Below are 25,595 nucleotides of genomic sequence, written 5' to 3'. Positions count from 1 at the left end.
TAATTCAGCAGCACAATGCCTCACACGCCATTGCCGCCAAAACATCGCGCAAACGCCAGATCGATGCGCAAGGTCATGACACCAGCCGAGTTGAAGCTCTGGAACGAGCTTCGCGCGCACCGATTGATGGGCTTGGCTTCCGCCGACAATTTCCGATCGCCGGCTATATCGTCGACTTCGCTTGCCCGGAAAAGAAACTGATCGTCGAGGTCGACGGCTCCCAGCATGCGCAAGGCGATGCTGTTGTGGACGACGCGGCAAGGACACTACGTCTGGAGCAGGATGGCTGGACCGTCCTGCGCTTCTGGAATGACGACATCATCCACGACATCGACAATGTCTGCCAGCATATTGTGATTGCGACTGGGCTTGGAAGCGCGTCCTGAATGAAGCGGCGGAAGAAACCGTGATCGCGGCAAGGCCGGCGGGACAGCGCCCCCCTCTGTCCTGCCGGACATCTCCCCCACGATGGGGGAGATTGGCCTTCACGACGATCATCGCCTGTTGGCCCAGCGCTCGTGGCTTTATCCGCCGGTCCGTATCGGCTAAGGGGCGGGGGCGAAATTCGCCGGACCTGCCAAAATATGATCGCCAAGACCAAATCCTCCCCCCTGTTCCTCGGCATCGACACCGGCGGCACCTATACCGACGCCGTGCTGTGGTCGGAAGCCGGCGGGCCAAGTGGCAAGGTGCTCGCCAAGGCCAAGGCGCTGACCACGCGCCACGATCTGGCGGTCGGCATATCGGGCGCGGTCGATGCGGTGCTGCAAAAATCCGCCACCGATCCGGCTGCGATCAAATTGGTGTCGATGTCGACGACGCTGGCCACCAACGCGCTGGTCGAGGGCCAGGGCGGGCGCGTGGCGCTGGTGATGATCGGCTTTTCCGAAGGCGACCTTGCCCGCGATGGGCTAAAGGCCGCACTCGGCACCGACCCGGTCGTGTTCTGCACCGGCGGTCATGATGTCCACGGCAATGCGGCAAAGCTCGATTTGTCCGGGCTGGAGGCGGCGCTGCCGGAACTCGGCGCCTCGGTGTCCGGTTTTGCCGTCTGCGCCTATTTCGCCACCCGCAACCCGGCGCATGAGCTCGCCGCCCGCGACCTGATCCGCGAAAAGACCGGCCTGCCAGTCACCGCCAGCCATGAACTTTCTGCCAAGCTCGGCGGCCCGCGCCGGGCGCTGACGACGCTGCTCAACGCCAGGCTGATCTCGATGATCGACCGGCTGGTGGCGGCGACCGAAGGTTTTCTCACCGCGCGCGGCATCGCTGCCCCTTTGATGGTGGTGCGCGGCGACGGCGCCCTGGTTTCGGCGGCCTTTGCCCGCCAGCGGCCGATCGAGACGATCCTGTCCGGCCCGGCCGCCAGCCTTGTCGGCGCCCGCCACATGACCGGGCTCGACAATGCTGTCGTCTCCGACATCGGTGGCACCACCACCGATGTCGCCGTGCTCGACCAGGGCCGTCCCAGGCTCGATCCGGAAGGCGCCACCGTCGGCGGTTTCCGCACCATGGTCGAGGCGGTGGCCATGCGCACTTTTGGGCTCGGCGGCGATTCCGAAGTGGCGCTGGAGGACGGCGCCCTCAACCCGAGAATCCTGCTTGGGCCGCGCCGCCTGGTGCCGCTGGCGCTGGCCGGCATGATACATGGCGAAGCCGTCACCACGGAACTGGAGCGCCAGCTGCGCGCGCCGAACCCCGGCCGCATGGATGGCCGCCTGGCGGTCAGGACCGGCGTGCCGGAGCGGCTCGCCGCCGGCCTGACCGGCGCCGAAGCCAAGCTTTACGAGCTGATCGGTGCTGTGCCGCTCGCCATCGACCGGCTTTTGACCTCGAACGCGCAGAACGCCACCTTGAACCGGCTGGTGTCGCGCGGGCTGGTGCATGTCGCCGGCTTCACGCCGTCGGACGCCGCCCATGTGCTGGGCAAGCAGGCGAATTGGGATGCCGCCGCGGCCCGTCTTGGTGCCGACCTGTTCGCCCGCAGACGCGACGGGCGGGGACAATCAATAGCCGCCTCGCCGGAGGCGATATCGGAACGGGTGCTGACCACTCTGACCCGCCTGTCGGCGGAAGTCATCCTCGAAACCGCCTTTGCCGAGGACGGGCTCGACGGCGCAGCGACGGTGGCGCACGCGCTGGTGCAGCGCGCCGTCGATTCCCATCCCGGCATTGCCCGGCTCAGCGTCGCACTCGACCGGCCGGTCATCGGCCTCGGCGCCTCGGCGCCGCTGCATTATGCCGGCCTCGCCGAGCTGGTCGGCAATGGCTGCGTCGTGCCTAGGGATACCGACGTCGCCAATGCGCTCGGCGCCGTGGTCGGCCAGGTCAGGGTTTCAGCGGAGGCGCGTGTCAGCCAGCCCAAGGAAGGGCTGTTTCGCGTCGCATCGGGCGAAACCGTGCGCGATTTTCGCGACGAGGCGGCGGCGATCGCCGCGGCGGAAACCGATGTCCGCGCCATCGCCGCCGGGCGGGCAAAGGACGCTGGCACCGACAGCGCCGAGATCGAGGTCGCCAGCGAATTCCGCGTCTCCACCGTCGAAGGCCAGCGCATGTTCATCGAGGCGCATGTGGTGGCGGTGGCCTCGGGCAGGCCAAGGATCGCGGTGTGAGCGCGTAATCTCCCCCCTCGAGGGGGAGATGTCGCCGAAGGCGACAGAGGGGGTCGCCGCGCGTGGAGCGCAACTTCCTTCTGTCGCAGGAGGCCGAGCCCGGTCGGACCGACCCCCTCTGGCCTGCCGGCCATCTCCCCCTCGAGGGGGGAGATCGGCTGCAAAATACCTCCCCTTCACCCTAAGCTGAATTGACCGTGCTACCCTGACATGCCAAAGGCCCGGCCAAAGCCTTTCATCTTGGAGAAGCCCTGATGACCGATCGCGTCGAAATCGCCGGATTGCGGATTGCCCGCGAGCTTTATGATTTCGTCGTGAACGAGGCGCTGCGGGGCACCGGCTTTGCCGCCAACGCCTTTTGGACCGGCTTCTCGGCCATCGTGCATGATTTGGCGCCGAAGAACCGGGCGCTGCTGGAAAAGCGCGACGCGTTGCAGGACCAGATCGACCGCTGGTATCGCGACAATGGCGCGCCAAGCGACATGGAGGCCTACAAGGCGTTCCTCAAGGAGATCGGCTATCTCGTGCCGGAAGGGGCGGCCTTCTCCGTCGCGACGGAAAATGTCGACCCGGAAATCTCGGTGGTTGCCGGGCCGCAGCTGGTGGTGCCGGTGATGAATGCGCGTTACGCGCTGAACGCCGCCAACGCGCGCTGGGGCTCGCTCTATGACGCGCTGTACGGCACCGACGCCATTCCCGAGACCGACGGCGCCGAGAAGGGCGGCAGGTTCAATCCCGTGCGCGGTGCCAAGGTCATTGCCTGGGCGAAGGGATTTCTCGACGAGTCGGTGCCGGTCACCTCGGGCAAATGGGCTGGGGTGAACGGGCTTTCGGTTGCCAACGGCATGTTGCGGCTGGGCGAAGGCGCCGGCGCCACCACGCTTGCCGACCCAAAACAGTTTGCCGGCTATCGCGGCGACGCCGCCAACCCTGAAGCGGTGCTGCTCACGGGGAATGGCCTGCATATAGAGATCGTCATCGACCGCAGCAATCAGATCGGCCGCACCGATCCGGCGGGCATTGCCGATGTCGTGCTGGAATCGGCGCTGACCACCATCCAGGACTGCGAGGATTCGGTCGCGGCTGTCGATGCGCCGGACAAGGTCGTGGTTTATCGCAACTGGCTCGGCCTGATGAAGGGCGACCTTGCCGAGGAGATCACCAAGGGCGGCAAGACGTTTACGCGGAAACTCAACCCCGACCGGTCGTACACCGCGCCCGATGGCAGCGCGCTGACGCTGCCCGGCCGCTCGCTGATGCTGGTCAGGAATGTCGGCCACCTCATGACCAATCCGGCGATATCGGACCGCGACGGCAACGAGGTGCCGGAAGGCATTCTGGATGCGGCGATGACGGCGCTGATCGCGCTGCATGATGTCGGGCCGAACGGACGCCGGCAAAACTCCCGCGCCGGCTCGATGTATGTCGTAAAACCCAAGATGCACGGGCCGGAGGAAGTCGCCTTCGCCGTAGAGATTTTCGACCGCGTCGAGGCGCTGCTCGAGATGCCGGCGAACACCATCAAGATGGGCATCATGGACGAGGAGCGGCGCACCACCGTCAACCTCAAGGAGGCGATCCGCGCCGCCAAAGACCGCGTCGTCTTCATCAACACCGGCTTCCTCGACCGCACCGGCGACGAGATCCACACCTCGATGGAAGCCGGTCCGATGATCCGCAAGGGCGACATGAAGCAGGCCGCCTGGATCGCCGCCTACGAAGCCTGGAATGTCGACACCGGGCTCGAATGCGGGCTGGCCGGCCACGCCCAGATCGGCAAGGGCATGTGGGCGATGCCCGATCTTATGGCGGCGATGCTGGCGGAGAAGATCGCTCACCCCAAGGCCGGTGCCAACACCGCCTGGGTGCCGTCGCCGACAGCGGCGACGCTGCACGCCACCCACTACCACAAGGTCGATGTGCATGCCGTCCAGGCGGCGCTGAAGAGCCGGCCCAAGGCAAAACTCGACGACATATTGTCGGTGCCGGTCGCGGTGCGGCCGAACTGGTCTCAGGCCGACATCCAGAAGGAGCTCGACAACAATGCGCAAGGCATTCTGGGCTATGTCGTGCGCTGGATCGACCAGGGCGTCGGCTGCTCGAAAGTGCCTGACATCAACGATGTTGGCCTGATGGAGGACCGCGCCACGCTGCGCATTTCCTCGCAGCACATCGCCAACTGGCTGCACCATGGCGTCTGCACCTCGGACCAGGTGATGGAGACGATGAAGCGCATGGCAGCGATCGTCGACCGCCAGAACGAAGGCGACCCGCTCTACCAGCCGATGGCGCCGGACTTCGACAAGTCCATCGCCTTCCTCGCCGCCTGCGACCTCGTCTTCAAGGGCCGGGTTCAGCCCAACGGCTACACCGAGCCGGTGTTGCATGCCCGACGGCTGGAGCTGAAGGCGAAGGAAAGGGCGGGGTAACAAGCCGCCGCTGCAAAGCGCTGACCTCACGTCGGACGTTTCCAGGTGGGGTAGAAATTCTGCGCCTATCCGCGCTCAGGTCGAACGCGCGTTGCAGCCCGCTCCGGAGCATCTGGGGGAGGCATGCCGGGATATTCAACGCAGAGAATGCGCGAATTGATGGAGCAGAACTTCAGCATGAAACACGCGACAGATATTAGGAATCGCTAAAACGTCATTGTCCCGGAGCATGCGATCTGGTAGGATTTTACCACCGACAAACGGCTCTGGGAGGCCGTGCGTCCGACATCATGCACAAGATCAACTCAAAAACCGGAGAACGGCCATGAAACGGCTTCTGACGGTCGCTGCCCTTTTGGCGGCGGGCAGTTTGCTTGCCATGCAAGGCGCAGCCGCCGACGACGCTGCGATGATCAAGAGCGCTGAATCCGCCGCACCCCCCGCTGTAGCAAGCGGCGCTGCGATCCACGCTATGGATGAGAAGGGCGCAATGCGCACACTGCGCGAGGGTACAAACGGCTTCTGGTGCATGCCGGACCACCCGGCCACGCCTGGCCCGGATCCAATGTGTGGCGATGCCAACGCGATGGAATGGGCAATGGCGTGGATGGAAAAGAAGGAACCGCCCAAGGGCAAGGTCGGCTTCATGTATATGCTGTCCGGCGGCAGCGACGGCAGCAACACCGATCCTTTTGCGATGAAGCCCGAGGAAGGCAACAATTGGATAGAGACCGGCCCGCACGTGATGGTCGTCAATGCAATGGACATGATGCAGGGCTATCCCAAGGACCCCAAGCCTGACACGTCCAGGCCATATGTGATGTGGGCGGGCACTCCCTACGCACATCTCATGATCCCGGTTAAGTAGCTGCCGCAAAAGTAATTGATAGCTGCGTAGCACCGTATGTCGAATTCCTTGCCGGCCGGCCCGCTTCCGGCCCGCCGGCGGGCCGCCGGCGACGGTTCGGCTTTGACAGGAAATAGCGAAGGAGTATCCTTGAAACATACCGTATGTTTGGTATGTTGAGGGAAGTCTGACTCGTCCCGGAAGCTCCCGCCATGTCTCCTGTCTTTGTCTCCTACGGCGCACTCGCGCTCGCCATCGTCGCCGAGGTGATCGGCACGGCCTTCCTGCAGAAATCCGAGCAGTTCACCAGGCTTGCGCCGACCCTCGTCATGGCGGTCTTCTACGCCGGATCGTTCTTCTTGCTGTCCCAGGCGCTCAAGATGGTGCCGCTTGGCGTCGCCTATGCCATCTGGGCTGGCTTCGGCATCGTGCTGACAGCCTTTGTCAGCGTTCTCGTGTTTCGTCAGACGCTCGACCTGCCGGCGATGATCGGGATCGGCATGATCGTCGCCGGCGTCATCGTCGTGAACGCCTTCTCGAACTCGGCGGCACATTGACCGTGGAGAACGCCCACAAGCGCAAGAAGCAGCCCGAGATCGTCCGGCGCGCTTTGCTGGACCACGCCGCCAGGCTCGCCGCGGCTCAGGGCCTTGCCGCGGTCACGGTCCAGGCTGTGGCCGATGCCGCCGGCGTGACCAAGGGCGGCTTCATTCATCATTTCCCCAGCAAGCAGGCGCTCATCGACGCCGTGTTCCAGGAACTGCTGGACGCGATCGACCGCGAGCTGGACGAGCGCATCGCCGCCGATCCCGAGCCCTATGGCTCGTTCACGCGCGCCTATGTCGAGGCTGTCTTTCGAGTGGGGGTGGAGGCCGGTGGCGGTCCATGGGCTCCGTTGTCCATCCTGATGCTGACCGACGCCGATCTGCGCGCATTGTGGGTCGACTGGTTCCAGGCCCGCTTCGAGCGGCACCGCGCCACCGATGGCGACATGCGCCACGCAGTCGCCAGGCTGGCAGCCGACGGCATCTGGTTGGCCGATCTGGCGACGATGGCTCTTCCCGATAGGCAGGAACTGCGCGCCGAACTCCTTGAGATGACCCGGCGGCCTAGGTGACCCGGTGTAAAGGCTTGCCGACTGGCTTGACGGTCAAGCTTTCCGGCCGCTCGAAGCTGCGCTCTACGCCGCCTGCGCCATCCGCTCCGAGCTCATGCGGTAGGAAATCGCCTCGGCCAGGTGGATGCGGCCGACCGTCTCGCTGGCCTCGAGATCGGCCAGCGTTCGCGCCACTTTCAGCACCCGGTGGTAGGCGCGCGCCGAGAAGCCGAGTTTCTCGCTGGCATCCCTGAGCAGCGACAGGCCCGATGCATCCGGCATGGCGATTTCCTCGATGACAGAGGGCGAGCAATGCGCGTTGGTGGTGGCGGAGGTTGCGCCGAGCCGCTCGAAACGTTCGCGTTGGATCGTGCGGGCGCGCGCCACGCGCAGCGCGACATCGGCACTTTTCTCCGCCCGGTCCGGCCGGATCAGATCACTGGCCGAGACCGCCGGCACCTCGATCCGGAGATCGATGCGATCGAGCAGCGGGCCGGAAATGCGCGCCTGATAGTCGGTGCGGCAACGGTCGCCGCGCAGGCAGCGATAGCCCGGCTCGCCGGCCATGCCGCAGCGGCACGGGTTCATCGCCGCGACCAGCTGGATGCGCGCCGGATAGGTGACGCGATGATTGGCGCGGGCGATCATGCAGTCGCCGGTCTCCAGCGGCTGGCGCAATGCGTCAAGCGCCTGCGGCGAGAATTCGGGAAACTCGTCGAGGAACAGCACGCCGTGATGGGCAAGCGATGCCTCGCCCGGCCGCACCCGCAGGCCGCCGCCGACCATCGCCGCCATCGAGGCCGAATGGTGCGGCGCGCGGAACGGCCGCCGGTCAGTCAGCTTGCCTTCGCCGAGTTCGCCGGCCACCGACGCGATCATCGAGACTTCGAGCAATTCCCTTGGCGCCAGCGGCGGCAGGATCGAGGGCAGCCGCTGCGCCAACATCGATTTTCCCGAGCCCGGCGGTCCGACCATCAGTAGGTTGTGACCGCCGGCGGCCGCCACTTCCAGCGCCCTCTTGGCGGTTTCCTGGCCCTTGATGTCGGCAAGATCTGGCAGGTCGCGCGCCGAGGCATGGATGCCTGCCTCCGGTCGCGACAGGACCTGCGTGCCGCGAAAATGATTGGCGATGGCGATCAGGCTGCGCGGCGCCAATATGTCGAAATCCTTGCCGGCCCAGGCCGCTTCCGGTCCGCAGGCGAAAGGGCAGATCAGCCCCTTGCCCTCGGCATTGGCGCCGATCGCCGCCGGCAATGCGCCGGCCACCGCGGCGATGGTGCCGTCGAGCGACAATTCGCCAAGCACGACATAGCCGGCCAGCATGTCGCCCGGAATGGCGCCCAATGCGGCCATCAGGCCGAGGGCTATGGGCAGGTCGTAATGGCTGCCTTCCTTGGGCAGGTCGGCCGGGGCCAGATTGACGGTAACCTTCTTCGACGGCATCGACAGGCCCGACGCATGCAGGGCCGCCTGCACCCGCTCGCGGCTTTCGGCCACAGCCTTGTCGGCAAGGCCGACGATGTGCATGTTGACCTTGCCCGGCGCGATCATCACCTGCACGTCGACCGGTACGGCCTCGATGCCCTGGAAAGCCACCGTGCGGACCCGCGCAACCATTCTTCACCCCTGATACGGGCCCGCCCGAAGCCCATGCGATCATGCCGCGAACGGCGTTACCGAAGACAACCACAGATTTCCGGCTTAGGCAAGAACATTACGGGAACAATTGACCGGGCTCCAGGAAGTTCGCTTGGATCCCGGACTACGCTGCCACGGATTGCCCTCCGACTTACCGCCCGCTGCAAAATCCGCCATCATGCACCCCTTCGTCCCGGTTCGGTCCGACCTGAAGCCCCAATGGATCTCATCTTGCTCTGAATCCTGGCCGCCTCATTTCGAAAAGCGATTTCCCTTTCCCGGGTCATGCGCTAGTCAACGAACGAACGGCGGAACGTCATTGCGAACCGGGACGAACAAGAGCATGCCAGGCGACGACGATACAGCGCTGCGGTTTCCGATCCTGATCGGCGACATTGGCGGCACCAATGCGCGCTTTTCGATCGTGCTCGACGCGAACTCGGAACCGACCGAACCGCAGATCGTCCAGACGGCCAATTTCAACACGATCGACGACGCCATCCAGGCAGCCGTGCTCGACCGCTCGTCGGTCCGGCCCAACTCGTCTGTACTGGCGGTAGCCGGTCCGGTCGATAGCGACGAGATCCCGCTCACCAACTGCCCGTGGATCGTCAAGCCGAGAAAGATGTTTGCCAGCCTCGGCCTCAGCGACATCGTGGTGCTCAATGATTTCGAGGCGCAGGCGCTGGCCGTCGTGGCGCTCGGCGAAGAGCATATGGAAAAGATCGGCGGCGATGCGCCGGAGCCAAATGCCGGACGGGTGGTGCTCGGTCCCGGCACCGGACTTGGCGTCGCCGGCCTGGTTCACGCGCTGAACCACTGGATACCGGTGCCCGGCGAAGGCGGGCATATGGATATCGGGCCGCGCTCGCCGCGCGATTTCCAGGTCTTTCCGCATATTGAGAAGCTCGAGGGCAGAATCTCCGGCGAACAGATACTGTCCGGACGTGGCCTGGTTAATGCCTACCGGGCAGTGGCCAAGGCGGACGGCAAGCCGGCTCCCTTCACCACGCCGGCCGAGGTCACCGCCGCGGCACTGGCGAAGTCGGATCCGGTGGCCGCGGAAGCGCTGTCGATATTCGTCACCTGCCTGGGGCGCACCGCCGGCGACCTTGCGCTGGTGTTCATGAGTCGCGGCGGGGTCTTCCTGACCGGCGGCATCGCGCAGAAAATCCTGCCGGCGTTGAAGACGGGCGAGTTCCGCGCCGCCTTCGAGGACAAGGCGCCGCATAGCGAGTTGATGCGGACCATGCCCGTCTATGTGATCACCCACCCGCTGGCTGCGCTCTCCGGCCTTGCCGCCTATGCCAGAAATCCCTCGCTGTTCGGCGTCCAGACGGCGGGGCGGCGCTGGCGGGCTTAGATGACGACTTGGGCGCCGGCGAAGTTTTGCCGGCCTCGGCCATAGGCAAGCCGCCACCGGAGCGCTAAGAGGATTGCCGAATTAGCCCGGCCGCGAAGCCGAAACCGACATCACGGATCCCGACTTGAACCAATCGCCCAAACATCAAGCGAAAGCCCGGCCCGGCGAGGTCGTGGCGGTGGTGCGCCGTATCCTGACCGAGAACGGATACGAGTACCGGTGGTCCTATGTCTTCACCATAGTCTGCCTGTTGACCGTATCCGGAACGACAGCAGTCACGGCCTTGATCATGAGCCCCGTGGTCAATCAGATCTTCTACGAACGGCGCGGCGATCTGATCGCCTGGATCTGCGCTGCGATCCTGGGTGCCTTCATCCTGCGCGGACTGGCCGGCTACGGCCAGGCGGTGACGTTGGCCAGGATCGGCAACAATCTGGTGGCGCGCTACCAAAAGCGCATCTTCGACCATCTGATGAAGCTCGGCGTCGGCTTCTTCAACGACACGCGCTCGGGGCGCCTGGCCGCGCAGGTCAACGAGAACGTCAACGGCATCCGCGACCTTCTGTCGATGACGCTGACGTCGATCGCGCGGGACGGTGTGACGCTGATCGGGCTGATCGGCGTCATGATCTATCAGGATCCGGTGCTATCCTTGAGCTCACTGCTGATCGGGCCGCCGCTGATCTACACCGTCACCTATCTGATGCGGCGGGTGCGGCGCATCACCCGTGAATCGGTGCAGATCAACTCGCGGCTGATCGGCGCCATGCAGGAAGCCACGCAAGGCATCGCCATCGTCAAAGCCTTTACCATGGAGGGCGAGCTGTCGCGCCGCATCGGCAAGCTCGCCGACGATGCCGAGCAGCGGACAAACAAGATCGCCCGCGTTTCGGAGCGACTGACGCCGATCTCCGAAATACTGGCCGGTTTCACCGTTGCCAGCGTTATCGCCTATTCCGGCTACCGGGCGACGGTGCTCGGACAGCCGCCCGGCGCAGTCTTCTCCTTCATCACCGCGCTGCTGCTCGCCTACGATCCGGCCCGGCGGCTGGCGCGCATGCAGGTCGGCATGGAACGGGCGCTCGTCAATGCGCGCATGATCTACGAGTTGCTCGACCTCGAGCCGCAGCAAGGCGACGCGCCCGGAGCGGCCGAAGCGACGATCACCAGCGGCGAGGTGCGCTTCAACAACGTCTCGTTCGGCTATGTCGCCGACGCGCCGGTGCTGCAGGACCTCAGCTTCGTCGCCGCCGCCGGCAAGATGACCGCCATCATCGGCGCCTCGGGCGCCGGCAAGTCGACGCTGGTGGCGCTATTGCAGCGCTTTTACGATGTCGAGGCAGGCAGCATCGAGGTCGACGGCCAGGACATTTCGAAGATCACCAAGCAGTCGCTGCGCAGCTCCATCGCCTATGTCTCGCAGCAGCCCTATCTGTTCGAAGGCACCATTCGCGACAACATCCGCTACGGGCGGCTGAGCGCCAGCGACGCCGAAATCGAACTGGCCGCGCAACAGGCCGAGGCCGACGGCTTCATCCGGCAACAACCGCAAGGCTATGACACACCTGTCGGCGAAGGCGGCGTGACGCTGTCGGGCGGCCAGCGCCAGCGCGTGTCGATCGCCCGCGCCATCGTGCGGCAGGCGCCCATCCTGCTGCTCGACGAGGCGACCTCGGCGCTCGACAACGAGGCGGAAGCCCGTGTCCAGCAAGCGCTCACCAAGGTTATGCACGGGCGCACGACCATCGTCATCGCGCACCGGCTGTCGACGGTGGTCAACGCCGACCACATCGTCGTGCTGGAGCAGGGGCGACTGGTCGAGCAAGGCACGCACGCCTCGCTGATGGCCGACCCGCACAGCGTCTATGCCCGCTTCCACCGGGTCCAGGGCAACAAGGGGCTGGGGCTTGTCGACGACGGCAAGCCAATCCAAACTCCGGTGCGCCGCGCGAAAAAGGCGGTTGGGAGAACTTTATGAGCAACACGCTCACAAGCGATATGGGCCTGGTGGTGGTGGGCGCGGCCGGCCGCATGGGCCAGGCGCTGATCCGTGCCATCCACACGATACCGGGCGCACGCGTCGCCGGCGCGATCGAGCGGGCCGGCTCGCCCCATCTCGGCAAGGATGCCGGCGAGCTTGCCGGCATCGGCGATATCGACGTGGCGATCGGCGACGACCCGCTGCCGGCCTTCGCCAAGGCCGACGGCGTGCTCGATTTCACGAGCCCGGCAGCGACAGTCGAATTCGCGGGGTACGCGGCGCAGGCACGCATCACCCATGTCATCGGCACCACCGGCTGCTCGGCGGACGACAATGCAAAGATTGCGGCAGCGGCGCGCCACGCGACGATCGTTAAGTCAGGCAATATGAGCCTCGGCGTCAACCTGCTGGCGGTGCTGGTCGAGCAGGCGGCGCGCGCGCTCGATGCCGACGATTTCGATGTCGAAATCCTGGAAATGCATCACCGGCACAAGGTCGATGCGCCGTCGGGTACGGCGCTATTGCTCGGCGAGGCCGCCGCCGCCGGGCGCGGCATCGACCTTGACGGGAACACCGTGCGGTCGCGCGACGGTCACACCGGCGTGCGAAAGACTGGCTCGATCGGTTTTGCCACGCTGCGCGGCGGCTCGGTCGTCGGCGATCACTCCGTGGTGCTGGCCGGCACCGGCGAACGCATCACGCTCGCCCATCAAGCCGAGGACCGGGCGATCTTCGCCCGCGGCGCGGTCAAGGCGGCACTGTGGGCGCGCGGCAGGAAGCCGGGACTGTATTCGATGCGGGACGTGCTCGGCCTCGCCTGAGACGATCTGATCCACAAACTGAAGGAGCAAAAATGTCGAGAACTCTCGTGCTCGTGCGCCACGGTCAGAGCGAATGGAACCTGAAGAACCTGTTCACTGGCTGGCGCGACGTCGACCTGACCGAGTTGGGCCATGCCGAGGCCAAGGAGGCAGGCGCAAAGCTGAAGGCGCGCGGACTAAAATTCGACATCGCCTTCACGTCGTCGCTGATCAGGGCGCAGAAGACTTGCCAGCACATTCTCGACGCGGTCGGCCAGAGCGATCTCGAGACCATTCGCGACCAGGCGCTGAACGAGCGCGACTATGGCGACCTCTCCGGCCTCAACAAGGATGACGCGCGTAAGAAATGGGGCGAGGAGCAGGTGCATGTCTGGCGCCGCTCCTACGACGTGCCGCCGCCGGGCGGCGAAAGCCTGAAGGACACCGGCGCGCGCGTCTGGCCGTACTACCTGCACGACCTGCAGCCGCATGTGCTGCGCGGCGGCACCGTGCTGGTCGCGGCGCACGGCAATTCGCTGCGTGCGCTGATCATGGCGCTGGACGGCAAGTCGGGCGAGGAGATCGTCAAGCTGGAGCTCGGCACCGGTGTGCCGGTCATCTATAAGCTCAACGCCGATTCGACCGTGGCATCCAAGGAAGTGCTGCAGGGCGCATGACCCCGAACCGCAGGTTCGGAAAGGATCATGCGCAAATTCAAAACTACACCAGCCGGCGCGCGGGGCGCGTTTCTAGATTGCGCAAAAAAGCGCGTTGACACTCACCCCTTGCCCGCCTAAAGAGCCCGCACCAGCCCAGATGGCGGAATTGGTAGACGCGCACGGTTCAGGTCCGTGTTCCGCAAGGAGTGGAGGTTCGAGTCCTCTTCTGGGCACCAAATTCCCGTTTCGGACCGCTCGACATGGTTCAGAAACTCCAAGAAAAAAGCCCGGTTTTGCCGGGCTTTTTTCTTGACCTGATGTCCTGATGCCGGTCGTTACGGGAGCGCGACTCGATTGAAACAACATGTCCTTCTCAACGGCTTTCTCAGCGTCCTGATGGTTTCAATCCCAAGTGCTTTGCTGGCGCTCATGCTGGTTCGGCCTTGGAACGGAAACCTTGCACTGCTGGATTTTGCGCTGGCCTTCGTTGCAAGTCATGGTCCGGGATTGCTCGTTCTCGGTGTTTTTGTTTCGCTTTATTCCCTCCAACCTCGCACCAAATGGGCATGGATGATCGGTTTTGCCGGTTGTGCTTTCCTGAATGTTGTTTTGTGGGGAGGAATGGCGTTCACTTCTCCTCTGCCACCATCCAATGCATGGGAGCATTACACCGACTTAAGCGGCGTGCTTGCTATCGCAGCTATTCCAAGTGTCGCAATTTCCGCGATAGCGGGCGCCTTCTTCAATAGGCTGCAAATGGCTTTCGCAACTAGCTAAAGTAGCGGTAGAAATCGGCACCTATACGAGGCCGCCGTACTATTTCCACGCCGAAAGATCATTTCGATGTTCCAGCAATTAGGGCCGAAATTGCCTGCGGCCGAGCGCAGTAGCTTAGCAAAAGCGCTCGACAAAGGTAGCCCAAACGATGCGATTGCCGCCACATGGGAACCAGCTGTCCTTTGGGCCACCTCCGAGATCGTTCAGCTCACGGATCTGCCGGAAGCAGCCAAGGTAGAATCGGGGTCATAGAAGCGCGTTCGGCATCAGTGTCCTGACGCAGGCTATCTGCGCGATCTCGCCGCGCGCGACCCGATTGGATTCGATGTAAGCGTTCGCAACTGGCGAAACGCTTACATCAGGGCACAGGGGTCGGCACTCCTGCTGTTCGTCTGGCGGTATACCAAACAGCAGTTCGAGACTTGGCTTCACCTCGGACGCCGCGGGGGATCCTTTGACTCCATGTTTCTCTAGCATCGGCCGGCATGCAGAAGGATAGGCAACAGATGGACCCGCAAAGGACTTCCCTCGCATTAGCGAAAGAGAGAACGGCCCAGGAGACAAAGCCCAAATTCGCGACGCGGCTTGCAAAGGTGTTCAAACCTGCGAAAGCCGCCAACGAGAGCTATCCGATCACATCCGCGGAGAAAGCTCTGATTGCCAACCTCATGGCGATGCGTTGATATCGCAACTTGCCGCCAGCATGTCAGGTGCTTCCCCACCTGTGCCCGGTATCGCTGAGGCGTGCCGGAGCGGCACGTGACGACGCTCTCTTTGGCGCATGCATTGTTGCATCTTCAGCAGTTGCCGTCAGCAGATGGAGCAGGTGTCACAACCCGGTGCTTGCCGTGACAAGTTGTTCCCGTCCCGGTTGGTTTCAGCGCCGAAGCGAGGGGAAGCAGTCTCTGCGGAAAATGTCGTTGGCGGCATTGACGATGCTGGTGGTGAACATCCCGGCCCATTCGGCGGATCTGGTCATTGCAACGCCGAACTGGCCGTCGGGCCAGGCGACGGCAAACATTCTCAAGGTCAGCTTGAAGGAAAATTTCGGGCTCGATGCTGAGGTGCGCGAGATGGGGACGCTCATTGCCGACCAGCCGTAATAAAAGGTTCGGAAAGCCCGGCCGACCGCAGCTGCCCCAATCGCGATTGGCACGTCCAAGCATTGGCTGTACCATTCCCACGCCGGTCGTCATGCGTGTCCGGTAAGGGAGAAACGTCCATGTTACGATCAATTTCGCTTGCGGTTTTCCTGGCGGTCGTTCCTGCGACAGCCTTTGCAAATTCATGCCCGACCATCATGGCCGCGATCGACGCGGCGTTGCCGACCGCCACCCTCTCCGAGGCCGATATGACCAAAGTCAAAGAACTGCGCGCCCAAGGCGAGACATTGCACGCCGCCGGCGATCATGCAGGATCAGAGGCTGCGCTCAACCAAGCCAAGACGATGCTCGGCATATAGCTGCAACGAACGCGGCTTTCCTGGTCGATCTTCTTGGCCGATTGCCGGCTTTTGTTCGGTTGTCGGCCGGTGAGGATCACGGCCTTGATCGGTTGAAGCAGGCCCGGGCTGGAGTGGATCACCCCAGTCCGATGCGCTTGGCGCCTTGTCGGAACATTGCTTCGACGTCCGATCGCCAATCAGTTGCTTGGCAATCCAAAAAGCCTTCCGGCCGGCACGACGTCATTGATCCCGGCGAGCCGCAGACAATGCCAGGCCATGGCGTGGTTGCTGGACGTCACCGGCACGCCGATACGCTGCTCGAGCCGGGCGGCCGCTTCGGCGATGCGCAGGCTGGTGCATGATATGAAGACCGCATCCACCCCCGGCGTGGCAGCCATCCGCTCGGCCGCGGCTTCAATCGATGCGACCGAGATGCGGGCGGCGTCGCGATCGTCGCGTCGGTCGAAGGTCGCGACGGCTGATATGTCGACGCCGCGCCCGCTAAAATAGGCAACGAGGTTTTCATTGATCTGCGGCGCGTAGGGCGTCAACAGGCCGATACCTTTGACGTCGAGAGCCTTGAACGCCGCGAGCGCGGCGGTGACGGGTGTGGTGCAGGCGACATCTGGCCGTGCCTTCCTGATCTCCGCGAAAACCGCCTCTTCGCCGAGCGTCATCGTTGCCGAGGTACAGCCGAAGGCAACGACGTCCAGGGAAATGCTCGGCAAGATGAGGTCGACGGCCGGCGCGATCCTGGGACCGATGGCGCGCAAGGTATCGGTCGTTATGTCGTTGTCGCTGAAGACGCGGGATTCGTAGAAGGCGACACCGGGCTGGCGCACGAGTGCGCGGAATTCATGCTCCAGGGTCTGATCCGTGGCCAGCACCACAAGGCCGATCGCCGCCCGTGACGCCAGACCACCGTCGAGTTCCGATGGCAGCACGCCGAGATCGACCGGTCCGGAAGACCGAAGGGCGGCAAGGTTGAGAGACATGGCGTTCCCTTTCAAATCTATCTTCTTGTTGGAGCATGATCTTTTCCGAAAACCGGTTCCCACTTTTCGGGATCATGCTCTAGTTCAAAAGACCATCCATCGGAATGGCCGGCGTCCGGCCGGCGATTAGATCGGCAGTGATCCGGGCCGACCCGTGCGACATGGTCCAGCCGATGTGACCATGCCCGGTATTGAGGAAGAGGTTGCGCAAGCGTCGCCGTCCGAAGGCGGGAAGATTGTTCGGCGTCATCGGCCTCAGACCCGCCCACATTTCCGCGCGATGGTAGTCGGCGCCCTCGGGGTAGAGCTCCTCCGTAACCCCTTTCATGAAGGCGAAATCGGCGGGCTTATGGCTGGTATCGTAGCCGGCGAACTCCGCCGTTGCGGTGACGCGGACGCGGTCGCCGAAGCGCGAGATGGCGACCAGATTGTGCTCGTCGACTGAGGCGATGGTCGGCGGCAGCGGACGATTGCCGATCGGGAGCGTCAGTGAATAGCCTTTGATCGGGTAGATCGGCAGCCGAATGCCGATCTTCCTTGCCAGAACAGGACTGTGACTCCCGAGCGCGAGCACATAGGCATCGCCCCTGAAAGGCTCTTTGTCGGTGAGCACCTGCGCGACAGCGTCGCCTGATGTTTCAATGCCGGTGATCGTCGTGCCTGTGTGGATGGCGCCGCCCCGGTTGATAATCTTGGCGGCGAGGGCCCTGGTGAACTTTGCCGGGTCGCCGGTCTCGTCGGTCGGGCAATAGATGCCGCCGGCAATCTTGTCCTTGGCCGACGCCAGCGACGGATCGAGCGCGACGATCGCATCTCGGTCGAGCACCTCGATCTCTTGTCCGTCCGACTGCAGCAGCTTCATGTGCTCGACACCGTTATCGAGCGCCTGCTGGCTGCGGTGGAAATAGACGATGCCGCGATCGTTACGGTCGTAGTCGATTTGCTCGTCGACAACGACGTCGCGCAGCACTGCCTGCGAGTAGGCGGCGAGGCGATGCTTGAGCAGCGTGTTGCGCCGCGCCTTGGCGGCCGTGCATTCCATGAGAAACAACCAGGACCACGTATAGAGCCGCGGATCCGCCGAGAACTTGAAGCGCAGCGCCTGGTCCTTGAGCACCAGCGATTTCAGCAAGGTTATCGGCGCCTTGGGAGACGACCAGACAAAGGAATGGCCTGGCGCGATCATGCCGGCATTGCCCCAACTCGTCTCGGCGGCGACCTCGGTGTTGCGTTCAATGAGCGCGACGTCGTGACCATCGTTTTGCAGTTGGTAGGCTGTCGTGACACCGACGACGCCGCCACCCAGCACCACTATGCGCATGACGCCTCCGGAAATCACAAAGTGAGTACACTTTAGAATGTAATTTGCGAACCGCAAGAGGTTCTATGCCCTTCGCCGGACGCCGGCGGGACAGGGGATCGCCGGGAGCGGCGTTTGGCTTGCCTCGCTGTCCTCTTACGCGGCCGTCCCAAAGAAGATCCGCGCCAGACCGCGTGTCGCCACCTCCATCGCATGCGCCGAACTCAGCGTGATGTGCTTTTCGACCAGCGCTGCCCCGCCCGCGGCATCGCGACGGCGCAGGGCATCAATGATCGCTTCATGCTCCTGGTAGCTGTGGCTGCGGCGCGGCATGGACTCCAGATCGATGCGCCGGAAAAAGCGAATCCGCGAACATAGGCCCTCGAGCGCGTTGACCATCTGCGCATTCTTCGACAATTGCGTCAGGGCCATGTGGAAACTTTCATCGGCAACGGCAACCTTCGCCCACGACCCTTCACCCTTCAGGCTGCTATGCTTCGTCCATGCGTCGACCGTCGCCTGGATCTCGGTATCCGATGCCCGCTCACAAGCCAGGACGAATGCGGCCCGCTCGATCGCCGCGCGAAGTTCATAGAGATCGCGCACGGCTTCCGGCGTGAGTTCGCGGGCATAGAATCCCTTGTTGGGAACGGATGCCACGAAGCCGTCGCGCTGCAATCTGTTGAGAGCCGCGCGCACCGGCGTGCGACTTACGCCGAGTTCCGTCGCGAGTTCGACCTCGTTGATCTTCTCTCCCGGCCGGAAACGATAGTCGATCGCGAACTCCTTGATCGTCGCGTAGACCCGATCGACACTGTCCGCAGCACGCACGGCGCGCTCTCGCTCTTTTACGATTTTTACCCTGCTACCGACGTCATTCCGGGGGTTCGTTGCCATCCTGCCCTCATCTCATGTCCAAGCACGCGCCTTACTTCCCGGCGAGGCCGCTTCCTCATGATATATATTGGAATTGCAAAGTGCACTCAGTCGTGCGTGGGCTTCACCGGCACCTACTGAAGCACCGTCCCGTGCCGATCAGCCCAGCCCAATACTTCTCGCCCCTTGCCGGAACATGGCCTCGGCGTCCGGCTCGAAGCGGAATGTGCCGATGAAATCGTCGGCGCAGTAGTTCGGCAGCGTCTTGCGCAGCGTGGCGGCGAAATTTCGGGCCTCGTCCTGCCGACCGGCCAGCGCCAGGCAGTGAGCGGCGATGGCCAGGATGATGGCGTGGGCGTTGGGGCGGGCGGCGGCCTTCAGCGCCCATTCGGCCGCCTCGTCAAACTGGCCGAGCCGGGCGAGCGCCATGGCGCGGGAGCCGAGCATGCCGAACAGCAGCGGATCGAAGGGGCTGAGATGCCTGGAATGGTCGGATGAGCCGATCGCTGATTTCGGGTCGCCCGACTGCGAGTGCACGAAGGAGAGCGCATAATGGCCGAGTGCGAAGTTAGGGCTGAGGTCAACAGCCCGTTCCAGCTCGATGAGGGAGCCGTCCTGCTCACCGCGCAGCCACAGCGCCCGGCCCATGGCCCAGTGCGCGGCGGGATTGTGATCGTCGACCAGAAGGCTTTGCCCGGCCGCCTCGAAGGCGAGCGCGCTTTCCTGCTCGCGGTCGCCCCAGCGCTGGAAAGCATTCTGCCAATGGGTGAAAGACAGGCCGGCATAGGCGCGGGCGAAGGTCGGATCGAGCTTCAAGGCAATGTCGAAGAAATGCCGGGCCTGTTCGTTCTCGGTGCGGGTGAAGCGGTACATGTGCCAGAGGCCGCGATGGTAGGCCTCCCAGGCATTGAGCGAGTTCGGCGCCTTCAGCATGGCGCGGTTACGCTCGAGCGTCTCGATCTCGTTCGAGATCGACGAGACGATGGCGTTGCCGATCTCGTCCAGCACGGCAAAGATGTCGTCGGGCCGGCGCTCGAACGTGTCGGTCCACACGATCCTGGCGGTGCGCACCTCGACCAGTTCGATGCTGACGATGACGCGGCCTGGCAGGCTGCGCACCGCGCCGGTGGCGACATAGTCGACATTCAGCCGCCGGCCGGCATCCTCCGGCGCGATGTCCTTTTCCGCCAGCGCAAAGACCGAGCCGCGCGCGATGACGAAGAAATCCCTGAGCTTGGCCAGGCGCGTGATGATGTCGTGGGTGAGGCCGTCGGCCAAGCCACCACGGGGGCCAACGCCGGCTTCCTCAAAAAACGGCATCACCGCGAGCGAGGCCCGGCGCGGTGCCGCGGCATCGGGTTCGGCAAGCGCAATCGGGGGCGCCAAACTTACCACGGAGCGCGCGCATGGCGTGGCCACCGACGGCCGGTCCTTGATCGCCCGCCAGGCGTCGCGGACCGGGGCAAAATCCAGGTCCTCGGATTGGAAGAGTTGCGCGGCGGCGGCAAGATGCGCCTCGCACGCGCCGACCTGGCCGCGCTGGGCAAGATTCTCCAGCAATGCGACATGGGCACGCCCATCGAAGGGTGCCAGAGCAAGCCATCTTTCGATGTGGGCGGACACGCTCCTGGAGCCTGCCGGGAGATTGTTGACGAGATGCTCCAGAATGGCGGCATGGCATGAGCTGAAGCGGCGGCGCTGCGCGGTCACCCAGCTCATGAAATGCGGGCTGCGGTCGATCTCCAAGCCTTCGAGGAAATCGCCAACGAACAGTTCGGACAAGGCTTGCAGGCGCTCCAGATCGAGTGTCTCGACGCCCTTGGCGGCGGCTGAGGCAATATCGATCGCGTCGACGAAACTGCCGCCGAGATCAAGCGCGACCGTGTCGCCCGACGTCTCGATCCTGGCGGGATCCTCGAGAACGCCCCTGAGCTTGCTCAGGCACCAGCGAAGCTCGCCTCTCGGATCGTTCGGCACGTCCCAGAAGAGCTCGCACAGGCGGCTGCGGCTCACGGCGTGCGGCGCAAGCGCCAGATAGGCGAAGAGCGCGCGCAGCTTGCGCGATGCCGGCAGTTGCACGGCGGCGCCATCGCGCATGATCGTCAGCGGCCCGAGCAGCCGCACGGACAGCCCGGCCCTACCGCCTTCCAGCCTCGATCGAGCGGATTCCACGTGCATTTCCACGCTTGCTCCCACGCTGGCCTATCGCCCTCTGCTTTATCACCGAAAGCGATAGAGTGCATCCGGCAACGAATTTCCGCGCCGGACGCCGGCATTGCCGCCTTTCCGGGCGGGCATTGCCGGCACAGGCACCTTACCGCGGCAAGGTCTCGAAACCTCGCCGCCCAAGCCGCCGATTTGTAACCGGCTCGTGACGACAACAACTTGTGACAAAAACAAAAAGAGGAGAGCAGACATGTTGCAGCAACGGAAAATCAGGACCACGGCCGGCCGCGGCCGCCTGTTCGACAGCGTTCTCGACACGGTCGGCGATACGCCGGTGATCAGGATTAACAATCTCGGCCCCGATCATGTGACGATCTATGTTAAGGCCGAATTCTTCAATCCGGCGGCCTCGGTGAAGGACCGGCTGGCGCTCAACATCATCGAGGAGGGCGAGCGCAGCGGCGCCCTGAAGCCGGGGCAGACCGTCGTCGAGGCAACCAGCGGCAACACCGGCATCGGGCTGGCCATGGTCTGCGCCCAGAAGGGCTATCCGCTGGTGGTGACCATGGCCGACAGTTTCTCCATCGAGCGCCGCAAGCTGATGCGCATGCTGGGTGCCAAGGTGGTGCTGACGCCGCGCGCCCAGAAGGGTTTTGGCATGTACAAGAAGGCGGTGGAATTGGCTGAAGCCAATGGCTGGTTCCTGGCCCGCCAGTTCGAGACCAAGGCCAATGCCGCCATACACGAGGCGACGACGGCGCGCGAGATCGTCAACGACTTCGCCGGCGCGCGGCTCGACTGCTTCGTCACCGGCTATGGCACCGGCGGCACGGTCGTCGGCGTTGGGCGCGTGCTGCGGCGCGAGCGTCCGGAGACGCGGATCGTGCTGGCCGAGCCCGCCAACGCCCAGCTGATCGGCAGCGGCAAGGCGCAGGAGCGCGGCGCCGGCGGCGCGCCCGCCGCCAGCCATCCGGCCTTCGAGCCGCACCCGATCCAAGGCTGGACCCCGGATTTCATCCCTGACGTTCTGCAGGAGGCGATCGACAAGAGCCTTTATGACGAGGTGATACCTGTGCCCGGACCGGAAGGCATGAAATGGGCCAAGGCGCTGGCGCAGAAGGAAGGCATCTTCACCGGCATTTCGGGCGGAGCCACTTTCGCGGTGGCGCTGCAGGTCGCCGAAAAAGCGGCACCCGGTTCGGTGATCCTGTGCATGCTGCCAGACACCGGCGAGCGTTACATGACGACGCCGCTGTTCGACGGCATCGAGGCCGAGATGGACGCCGACGAGATCGCGCTTTCGCAGTCGACGCCCGGCTGCCAGTTTCCGGCGTGACGGCGGCATATCGGGAGCGACCTGCATGGATACGCCGTCTGGATACGCCGCCACGACCACCGAGGAAACGCTTGACCCCTCGGACTGGGCCGATGTGCAGATCCTGTCGCATCGGATCGTCGACGATGCCGTCGCTTACCTGCGTGATGTCAGAGAGCGGCCGGTGTGGCGGGAGATGCCTGGAGATGTGAGGGACTTCTTCACCGCGTCCCTGCCGCAATCGCCAACGCCGCTGGCCGATGTCTATGACGATGTGGTCAAGAGCGTGATGCCTTACCCGATGGGCAATATCCATCCGCGCTTCTGGGCCTGGTACATGGGGTCGAGCAATTTCACCGGCGCGCTCGGCGATTTCCTGGCGGCGATCCAGGGCTCCAATCTCGGCGGCGGCAACCATGCCGCCGCCCTGATGGACAGCCAGGTGGTCGATTGGCTGAAGCAGATGCTGGGCTTTCCCCAGTCCGCCAGCGGCACGCTGGTCAGCGGCGGCTCGATGGCCAACATCATCGGGCTGACTGTGGCGCGTAACACCAAGGCCGGCGTCGACGTGCGTGAGTATGGCGTCGCCGCCGTGGCCAAGCCGCTGCGTTTCTACGGTTCGGACCAGATCCATTCCTGCCATCGCAAGGCGATGGAAGCACTCGGCCTCGGCAACCGGGCGCTGCGACGCATCCCGACCGATGCCGGATTGCGGATCGACATCGACGCGTTGCGCAAGGCGATCGCCGAGGACCGCAAGGCAGGCTTCAAGCCGGCCTGCGTCATCGGAACGGCAGGCACCATCAACACCGGCGCGATCGACGATCTGCAGGGGCTGGCAAGGCTGGCCGCGGAAGAGGATCTCTGGTTCCATGTCGACGGCTGCATCGGCGCCCTGATCGCGATTGCGCCGGAAAATGCCCATCGTGTCGCCGGCATCGAACGCGCCCATTCCATCGCGCTTGATCCGCACAAATGGCTGCACGCGCCGTTCGAGGTCGGCTGCGCCCTGGTGAGAGACGGTGCCTCGCACCGCGATACGTTTGCGGTGACGCCGGAATATCTGGAATCGACGCCACGGGGGCTCGCCTCCGGACAATGGCTGCATGATTACGGCCTGCAGACGTCGCGCGGTTTTCGCGCGCTGAAAGTGTGGATGGCATTGAAGGAGCATGGCGTCGAAAAATTCGGCCGGCTGATCGACCAGAATATCGCCCAGGGCCACACTCTCGCCGGGCTGATCGAGGCCGAGCCGGCCCTCGAACTGACGGCGCCGACCAGCATCAACATCGTCTGTTTTCGCTATCGCGGCGATGGGTTGGCAGGCGGCGAGTTGACGGGCGAGGCGCTGAAGGCGCTCAACACCGAGATCATGCTGAGGCTGCAGGAAGAAGGCATCGCCGTCCTGTCGGACACGACGGTGCATGGCCAGCATTGCCTCAGGGTGGCGATCAACAATCACCGCACCCGGCGAGAGGATCTGGACCTGCTGGTGCGGGAAACGGTTCGACTTGGGAAGGAGATCTCAGGTTCACGCGCCGACCGCTGATCCAAAGCGACCGGCGGCGACAATCACGCCTCAATCCAGACCTTCTCGAAATGCTGCTCGAGCGACTGGTGCTGCTCGCAGCCGTGTACGCCCTTGCGATAGGTGCGGAAGACCGAGCGCCAGTAGGGCTGGATGATGATGCCGGAATCGCGCAGATTCTGCTCGATCTTGGCCATGATCTCCTTGCGGGCGGCGGCATCGGGGGTGGCCAGCGCCTTGTCGAGCAAAGTGTCGAATTCCGGATTGGCATAGGCGCTCTCGTTCCATGCCGCGCCTGACTTGTAGGCGAGCGCCAGCACCTGGACGCCGAGCGGCCGGCCGAGCCATTCGGTGCAGGAGAAGGGATATTTGCTCCAGTCGTTCCAGAATGTCGCCGCCGGCAACACGGTGCGCTTGACCTTCAGCCCGGCCTCGCGCATCTGCGCGGCAATCGCATCGCCGCTCGTCTTCTGCCAGTCGACATCGACCGAGATGAGGTCGAATTCATGATCGGCCTTGCCGGCCTCGGCGAGCAGCGCCTTGGCCTCGTCGACCTTGCGCACGGCCGGCCCGATATCGGCATATTCGGCATGCATCGGCCCGACATGGTGGTTTTCGGCGGGCTTGCCCCGATTGTCTATGCCAAGTTTCAGCACCGCGGTGTTGTCGACCGAAAGCTGTGCGGCGCGCCGCACCTTGACGTCGTCATAGGGCGGATTGCCGACATTGAAGCGCGCGACCAGGGTAGAGCCGGTGGCGAGTTCCGAATTCCCGAGCTCCATCTGTTCGGTCTGCGAGACCGTATCGGCGGCGGTTTCGTGATTGGTGTCGATCTCGCCCGATTCGAAGGCCGACAGCATCGCATTGGGATCGGAGCCGTAGTCGACCCATTTGATGCCGTCGAGATAGAAGTCGCCCTTCCACCACGGCTTGTCCTTGCGGCGGACCTCGGCGCCGGTCTCTGCGTCCCATGACACCAGCTCGCAAGGCCCGGTGGTGATCGCCAGCGCCTTCAGCGGATCGTCGCCACCATCGTAGGAGCGATGCATGATCAGTCCGGGATAGTCGGCCACGCCGGCGATCAGCGAAATGTCGGGTTTCGGCAGATTGAGCTTGATGGTGAAGTCGTCGACGCGCTCGATGCCGCCATCGACGGCTTTCTTGGTGTCGGGGTTGACCAGCGCGCCCAGGCGCGCGGCGACCGAGTTGCCGGCGACGGAAGCATCGCACCAGCGCGTGAGATTGTGGACGACATCGTCGGCGTTGAAGGCGTCGCCGTTCGACCAGGTTATGCCCTTGCGGACATGGAGCGTCAGCGTCTTGGCATCGTCGCTGGTCTCCCAGCTCTCGAGCAGCCACGGCTCGAAGGTGAAATCGCGGTTCCAGCGGACCAGATACTCGTTGCACTGGCGGGCGATGTTGGACATTTCGACGCCGTCGAAGGTGCGCGGATCCTTAAAACCCTTGACGTTCATGGCGACGCGGAGCACGCCGCCGCGCTTCGGCTCCTCCGCCCTGGCCGGGGAAGGTGCCAGGCCGCCCAGCGTCAGCGCACCGACGGCGCTGACGCCGAGTGCTGCCATGGTGGCGAGATATTCGCGCCGGTTCATCTGGCCCTTCTTAAACCCGTCGGCGACGGGCTCGGCCTGCGGATGCAATGACCTGCCGGTCAACATGAACTTCATCGTCGATCCTCCTATCGGCGCCCGGGGGGCCCGGGGGGGGGGGGGGGGGGGGGCGGGCGGGGGCCGGGGGGAGGGGTGGTGTTT

Annotated in this window: 20 protein-coding genes, 1 tRNA gene and 2 pseudogenes; 17 read left to right on the top strand and 6 right to left on the bottom strand. The window is 64.1% G+C overall.

The window, feature by feature from the left end; genetic code table 11:
- Window positions 1–15: 15 nt before the first annotated feature.
- The 6 genes and pseudogenes from NKH73_RS22815 (at window position 16) to NKH73_RS22790 (ending at window position 7,005) form a co-directional block, all read left to right on the top strand.
- Window positions 16–386, top strand: a pseudogene (locus NKH73_RS22815) (endonuclease domain-containing protein).
- Window positions 387–584: 198 nt separating this feature from the next.
- Window positions 585–2,612, top strand: coding sequence for a hydantoinase/oxoprolinase N-terminal domain-containing protein (locus tag NKH73_RS22810; protein ID WP_352936485.1), 2,028 nt, complete (start codon window positions 585–587; stop codon window positions 2,610–2,612).
- A 254-nt stretch (window positions 2,613–2,866) separates the two neighbouring features.
- Window positions 2,867–5,041, top strand: coding sequence for a malate synthase G (locus tag NKH73_RS22805; protein WP_352936483.1), 2,175 nt, complete (start codon window positions 2,867–2,869; stop codon window positions 5,039–5,041).
- 325 nt (window positions 5,042–5,366) lie between these two features.
- The gene (locus NKH73_RS22800) at window positions 5,367–5,909 is read left to right on the top strand and encodes a hypothetical protein (RefSeq protein ID WP_352936482.1); all 543 of its coding nucleotides are present in this window, start codon (window positions 5,367–5,369) and stop codon (window positions 5,907–5,909) included.
- Between the two features lie 191 nt (window positions 5,910–6,100).
- The gene (locus NKH73_RS22795) at window positions 6,101–6,445 is read left to right on the top strand and encodes a DMT family transporter (RefSeq protein WP_352936480.1); all 345 of its coding nucleotides are present in this window, start codon (window positions 6,101–6,103) and stop codon (window positions 6,443–6,445) included.
- Window positions 6,446–6,447: 2 nt separating this feature from the next.
- Window positions 6,448–7,005 (top strand): TetR/AcrR family transcriptional regulator, encoded by a 558-nt coding sequence (locus tag NKH73_RS22790; protein WP_352936764.1) that lies wholly within the window; start codon window positions 6,448–6,450, stop codon window positions 7,003–7,005.
- Window positions 7,006–7,068: 63 nt separating this feature from the next.
- Here NKH73_RS22790 and NKH73_RS22785 read toward each other — a convergent pair whose 3' ends face one another.
- The gene (locus NKH73_RS22785) at window positions 7,069–8,601 is read right to left on the bottom strand and encodes a YifB family Mg chelatase-like AAA ATPase (protein ID WP_352936478.1); all 1,533 of its coding nucleotides are present in this window, start codon (window positions 8,599–8,601) and stop codon (window positions 7,069–7,071) included.
- 364 nt (window positions 8,602–8,965) lie between these two features.
- Here NKH73_RS22785 and NKH73_RS22780 point away from each other — a divergent pair, with 364 nt between their 5' ends.
- The 9 genes and pseudogenes from NKH73_RS22780 to NKH73_RS22740 all read left to right on the top strand — a co-directional run bounded on the left by NKH73_RS22780 (window position 8,966) and on the right by NKH73_RS22740 (window position 15,664).
- Complete coding sequence (locus NKH73_RS22780) at window positions 8,966–9,985, top strand: glucokinase (protein WP_352936476.1); 1,020 nt, start codon at window positions 8,966–8,968, stop codon at window positions 9,983–9,985.
- A gap of 124 nt (window positions 9,986–10,109) precedes the next feature.
- Window positions 10,110–11,963: an ABC transporter ATP-binding protein gene (locus NKH73_RS22775; protein WP_352936475.1), complete on the top strand. Its 1,854-nt coding sequence runs from the start codon at window positions 10,110–10,112 to the stop codon at window positions 11,961–11,963.
- A complete protein-coding gene (gene dapB, locus NKH73_RS22770) occupies window positions 11,960–12,787 on the top strand; it encodes a 4-hydroxy-tetrahydrodipicolinate reductase (protein ID WP_352936474.1) in 828 nt (275 codons plus the stop codon). Before NKH73_RS22775 ends, dapB begins: the two co-directional genes overlap by 4 nt.
- A 32-nt stretch (window positions 12,788–12,819) precedes the next feature.
- On the top strand, window positions 12,820–13,443 hold the full coding sequence (locus NKH73_RS22765) for a 2,3-bisphosphoglycerate-dependent phosphoglycerate mutase (protein WP_352936472.1): 624 nt from the start codon (window positions 12,820–12,822) through the stop codon (window positions 13,441–13,443).
- Window positions 13,444–13,576: 133 nt separating this feature from the next.
- Window positions 13,577–13,661 (top strand) — tRNA-Leu (locus NKH73_RS22760).
- 118 nt (window positions 13,662–13,779) lie between these two features.
- Entirely contained in the window at window positions 13,780–14,202 is a 423-nt protein-coding gene (locus tag NKH73_RS22755) for a hypothetical protein (RefSeq protein WP_352936471.1), read from the top strand.
- A 506-nt stretch (window positions 14,203–14,708) separates the two neighbouring features.
- Window positions 14,709–14,885: a hypothetical protein gene (locus NKH73_RS22750; RefSeq protein WP_352936470.1), complete on the top strand. Its 177-nt coding sequence runs from the start codon at window positions 14,709–14,711 to the stop codon at window positions 14,883–14,885.
- A 231-nt stretch (window positions 14,886–15,116) separates the two neighbouring features.
- Window positions 15,117–15,293: pseudogene (locus tag NKH73_RS22745) on the top strand (glycine betaine ABC transporter substrate-binding protein); the annotation flags it as partial.
- A 131-nt stretch (window positions 15,294–15,424) separates the two neighbouring features.
- Window positions 15,425–15,664, top strand: coding sequence for a PA2433 domain-containing protein (locus NKH73_RS22740; RefSeq protein ID WP_095485099.1), 240 nt, complete (start codon window positions 15,425–15,427; stop codon window positions 15,662–15,664).
- Between the two features lie 179 nt (window positions 15,665–15,843).
- Here the strand turns inward: NKH73_RS22740 and NKH73_RS22735 are convergent, their stop codons facing one another.
- From NKH73_RS22735 to NKH73_RS22720, 4 genes are all read right to left on the bottom strand, one after another.
- Window positions 15,844–16,641: a maleate cis-trans isomerase family protein gene (locus tag NKH73_RS22735; protein ID WP_352936469.1), complete on the bottom strand. Its 798-nt coding sequence runs from the start codon at window positions 16,639–16,641 to the stop codon at window positions 15,844–15,846.
- A 79-nt stretch (window positions 16,642–16,720) separates the two neighbouring features.
- Window positions 16,721–17,962 carry a D-amino acid dehydrogenase gene (locus NKH73_RS22730; RefSeq protein ID WP_352936468.1) on the bottom strand — a complete coding sequence of 414 codons (1,242 nt, stop codon included), beginning with the start codon at window positions 17,960–17,962 and terminating at the stop codon, window positions 16,721–16,723.
- 135 nt (window positions 17,963–18,097) lie between these two features.
- The gene (locus NKH73_RS22725; protein ID WP_352936467.1) at window positions 18,098–18,838 is read right to left on the bottom strand and encodes a GntR family transcriptional regulator; all 741 of its coding nucleotides are present in this window, start codon (window positions 18,836–18,838) and stop codon (window positions 18,098–18,100) included.
- Window positions 18,839–18,976: 138 nt separating this feature from the next.
- Window positions 18,977–20,995 (bottom strand): transcriptional regulator, encoded by a 2,019-nt coding sequence (locus NKH73_RS22720; RefSeq protein ID WP_352936466.1) that lies wholly within the window; start codon window positions 20,993–20,995, stop codon window positions 18,977–18,979.
- A gap of 238 nt (window positions 20,996–21,233) precedes the next feature.
- On the opposite strand from NKH73_RS22720, the gene cysK reads away from it, so the two are divergent.
- Window positions 21,234–22,319: a cysteine synthase A gene (gene cysK / locus NKH73_RS22715; RefSeq protein WP_352936464.1), complete on the top strand. Its 1,086-nt coding sequence runs from the start codon at window positions 21,234–21,236 to the stop codon at window positions 22,317–22,319.
- Between the two features lie 25 nt (window positions 22,320–22,344).
- A complete protein-coding gene (locus NKH73_RS22710; protein ID WP_352936463.1) occupies window positions 22,345–23,847 on the top strand; it encodes a pyridoxal phosphate-dependent decarboxylase family protein in 1,503 nt (500 codons plus the stop codon).
- A gap of 23 nt (window positions 23,848–23,870) precedes the next feature.
- Here the strand turns inward: NKH73_RS22710 and NKH73_RS22705 are convergent, their stop codons facing one another.
- Window positions 23,871–25,511 carry an ABC transporter substrate-binding protein gene (locus tag NKH73_RS22705; RefSeq protein WP_352936462.1) on the bottom strand — a complete coding sequence of 547 codons (1,641 nt, stop codon included), beginning with the start codon at window positions 25,509–25,511 and terminating at the stop codon, window positions 23,871–23,873.
- Between the last annotated feature and the right edge of the window lie 84 nt (window positions 25,512–25,595).

It is taken from the genome of Mesorhizobium sp. M0938, assembly GCF_040319125.1.
Classification (GTDB): domain Bacteria; phylum Pseudomonadota; class Alphaproteobacteria; order Rhizobiales; family Rhizobiaceae; genus Mesorhizobium; species Mesorhizobium robiniae.
The sequence above is the reverse complement of the archived record's forward strand: the minus strand, read 5'-3'. Positions and strand labels throughout refer to the sequence as shown.

Bases quoted from the DNA above. Each gene is read 5' to 3' on its own strand.
- NKH73_RS22810 (WP_352936485.1), top strand. From the start codon at position 585: ATGATCGCCAAGACCAAATCCTCCCCCCTGTTCCTCGGCATCGACACC.
- NKH73_RS22805 (WP_352936483.1), top strand. From the start codon at position 2,867: ATGACCGATCGCGTCGAAATCGCCGGATTGCGGATTGCCCGCGAGCTT.
- NKH73_RS22800 (WP_352936482.1), top strand. From the start codon at position 5,367: ATGAAACGGCTTCTGACGGTCGCTGCCCTTTTGGCGGCGGGCAGTTTG.
- NKH73_RS22795 (WP_352936480.1), top strand. From the start codon at position 6,101: ATGTCTCCTGTCTTTGTCTCCTACGGCGCACTCGCGCTCGCCATCGTC.
- NKH73_RS22785 (WP_352936478.1), bottom strand. From the start codon at position 8,601: ATGGTTGCGCGGGTCCGCACGGTGGCTTTCCAGGGCATCGAGGCCGTA.
- NKH73_RS22780 (WP_352936476.1), top strand. From the start codon at position 8,966: ATGCCAGGCGACGACGATACAGCGCTGCGGTTTCCGATCCTGATCGGC.
- dapB (WP_352936474.1), top strand. From the start codon at position 11,960: ATGAGCAACACGCTCACAAGCGATATGGGCCTGGTGGTGGTGGGCGCG.
- NKH73_RS22765 (WP_352936472.1), top strand. From the start codon at position 12,820: ATGTCGAGAACTCTCGTGCTCGTGCGCCACGGTCAGAGCGAATGGAAC.
- NKH73_RS22750 (WP_352936470.1), top strand. From the start codon at position 14,709: ATGGACCCGCAAAGGACTTCCCTCGCATTAGCGAAAGAGAGAACGGCC.
- NKH73_RS22740 (WP_095485099.1), top strand. From the start codon at position 15,425: ATGTTACGATCAATTTCGCTTGCGGTTTTCCTGGCGGTCGTTCCTGCG.
- NKH73_RS22735 (WP_352936469.1), bottom strand. From the start codon at position 16,641: ATGTCTCTCAACCTTGCCGCCCTTCGGTCTTCCGGACCGGTCGATCTC.
- NKH73_RS22730 (WP_352936468.1), bottom strand. From the start codon at position 17,962: ATGCGCATAGTGGTGCTGGGTGGCGGCGTCGTCGGTGTCACGACAGCC.
- NKH73_RS22725 (WP_352936467.1), bottom strand. From the start codon at position 18,838: ATGGCAACGAACCCCCGGAATGACGTCGGTAGCAGGGTAAAAATCGTA.
- NKH73_RS22720 (WP_352936466.1), bottom strand. From the start codon at position 20,995: ATGCACGTGGAATCCGCTCGATCGAGGCTGGAAGGCGGTAGGGCCGGG.
- cysK (WP_352936464.1), top strand. From the start codon at position 21,234: ATGTTGCAGCAACGGAAAATCAGGACCACGGCCGGCCGCGGCCGCCTG.
- NKH73_RS22710 (WP_352936463.1), top strand. From the start codon at position 22,345: ATGGATACGCCGTCTGGATACGCCGCCACGACCACCGAGGAAACGCTT.
- NKH73_RS22705 (WP_352936462.1), bottom strand. From the start codon at position 25,511: ATGAAGTTCATGTTGACCGGCAGGTCATTGCATCCGCAGGCCGAGCCC.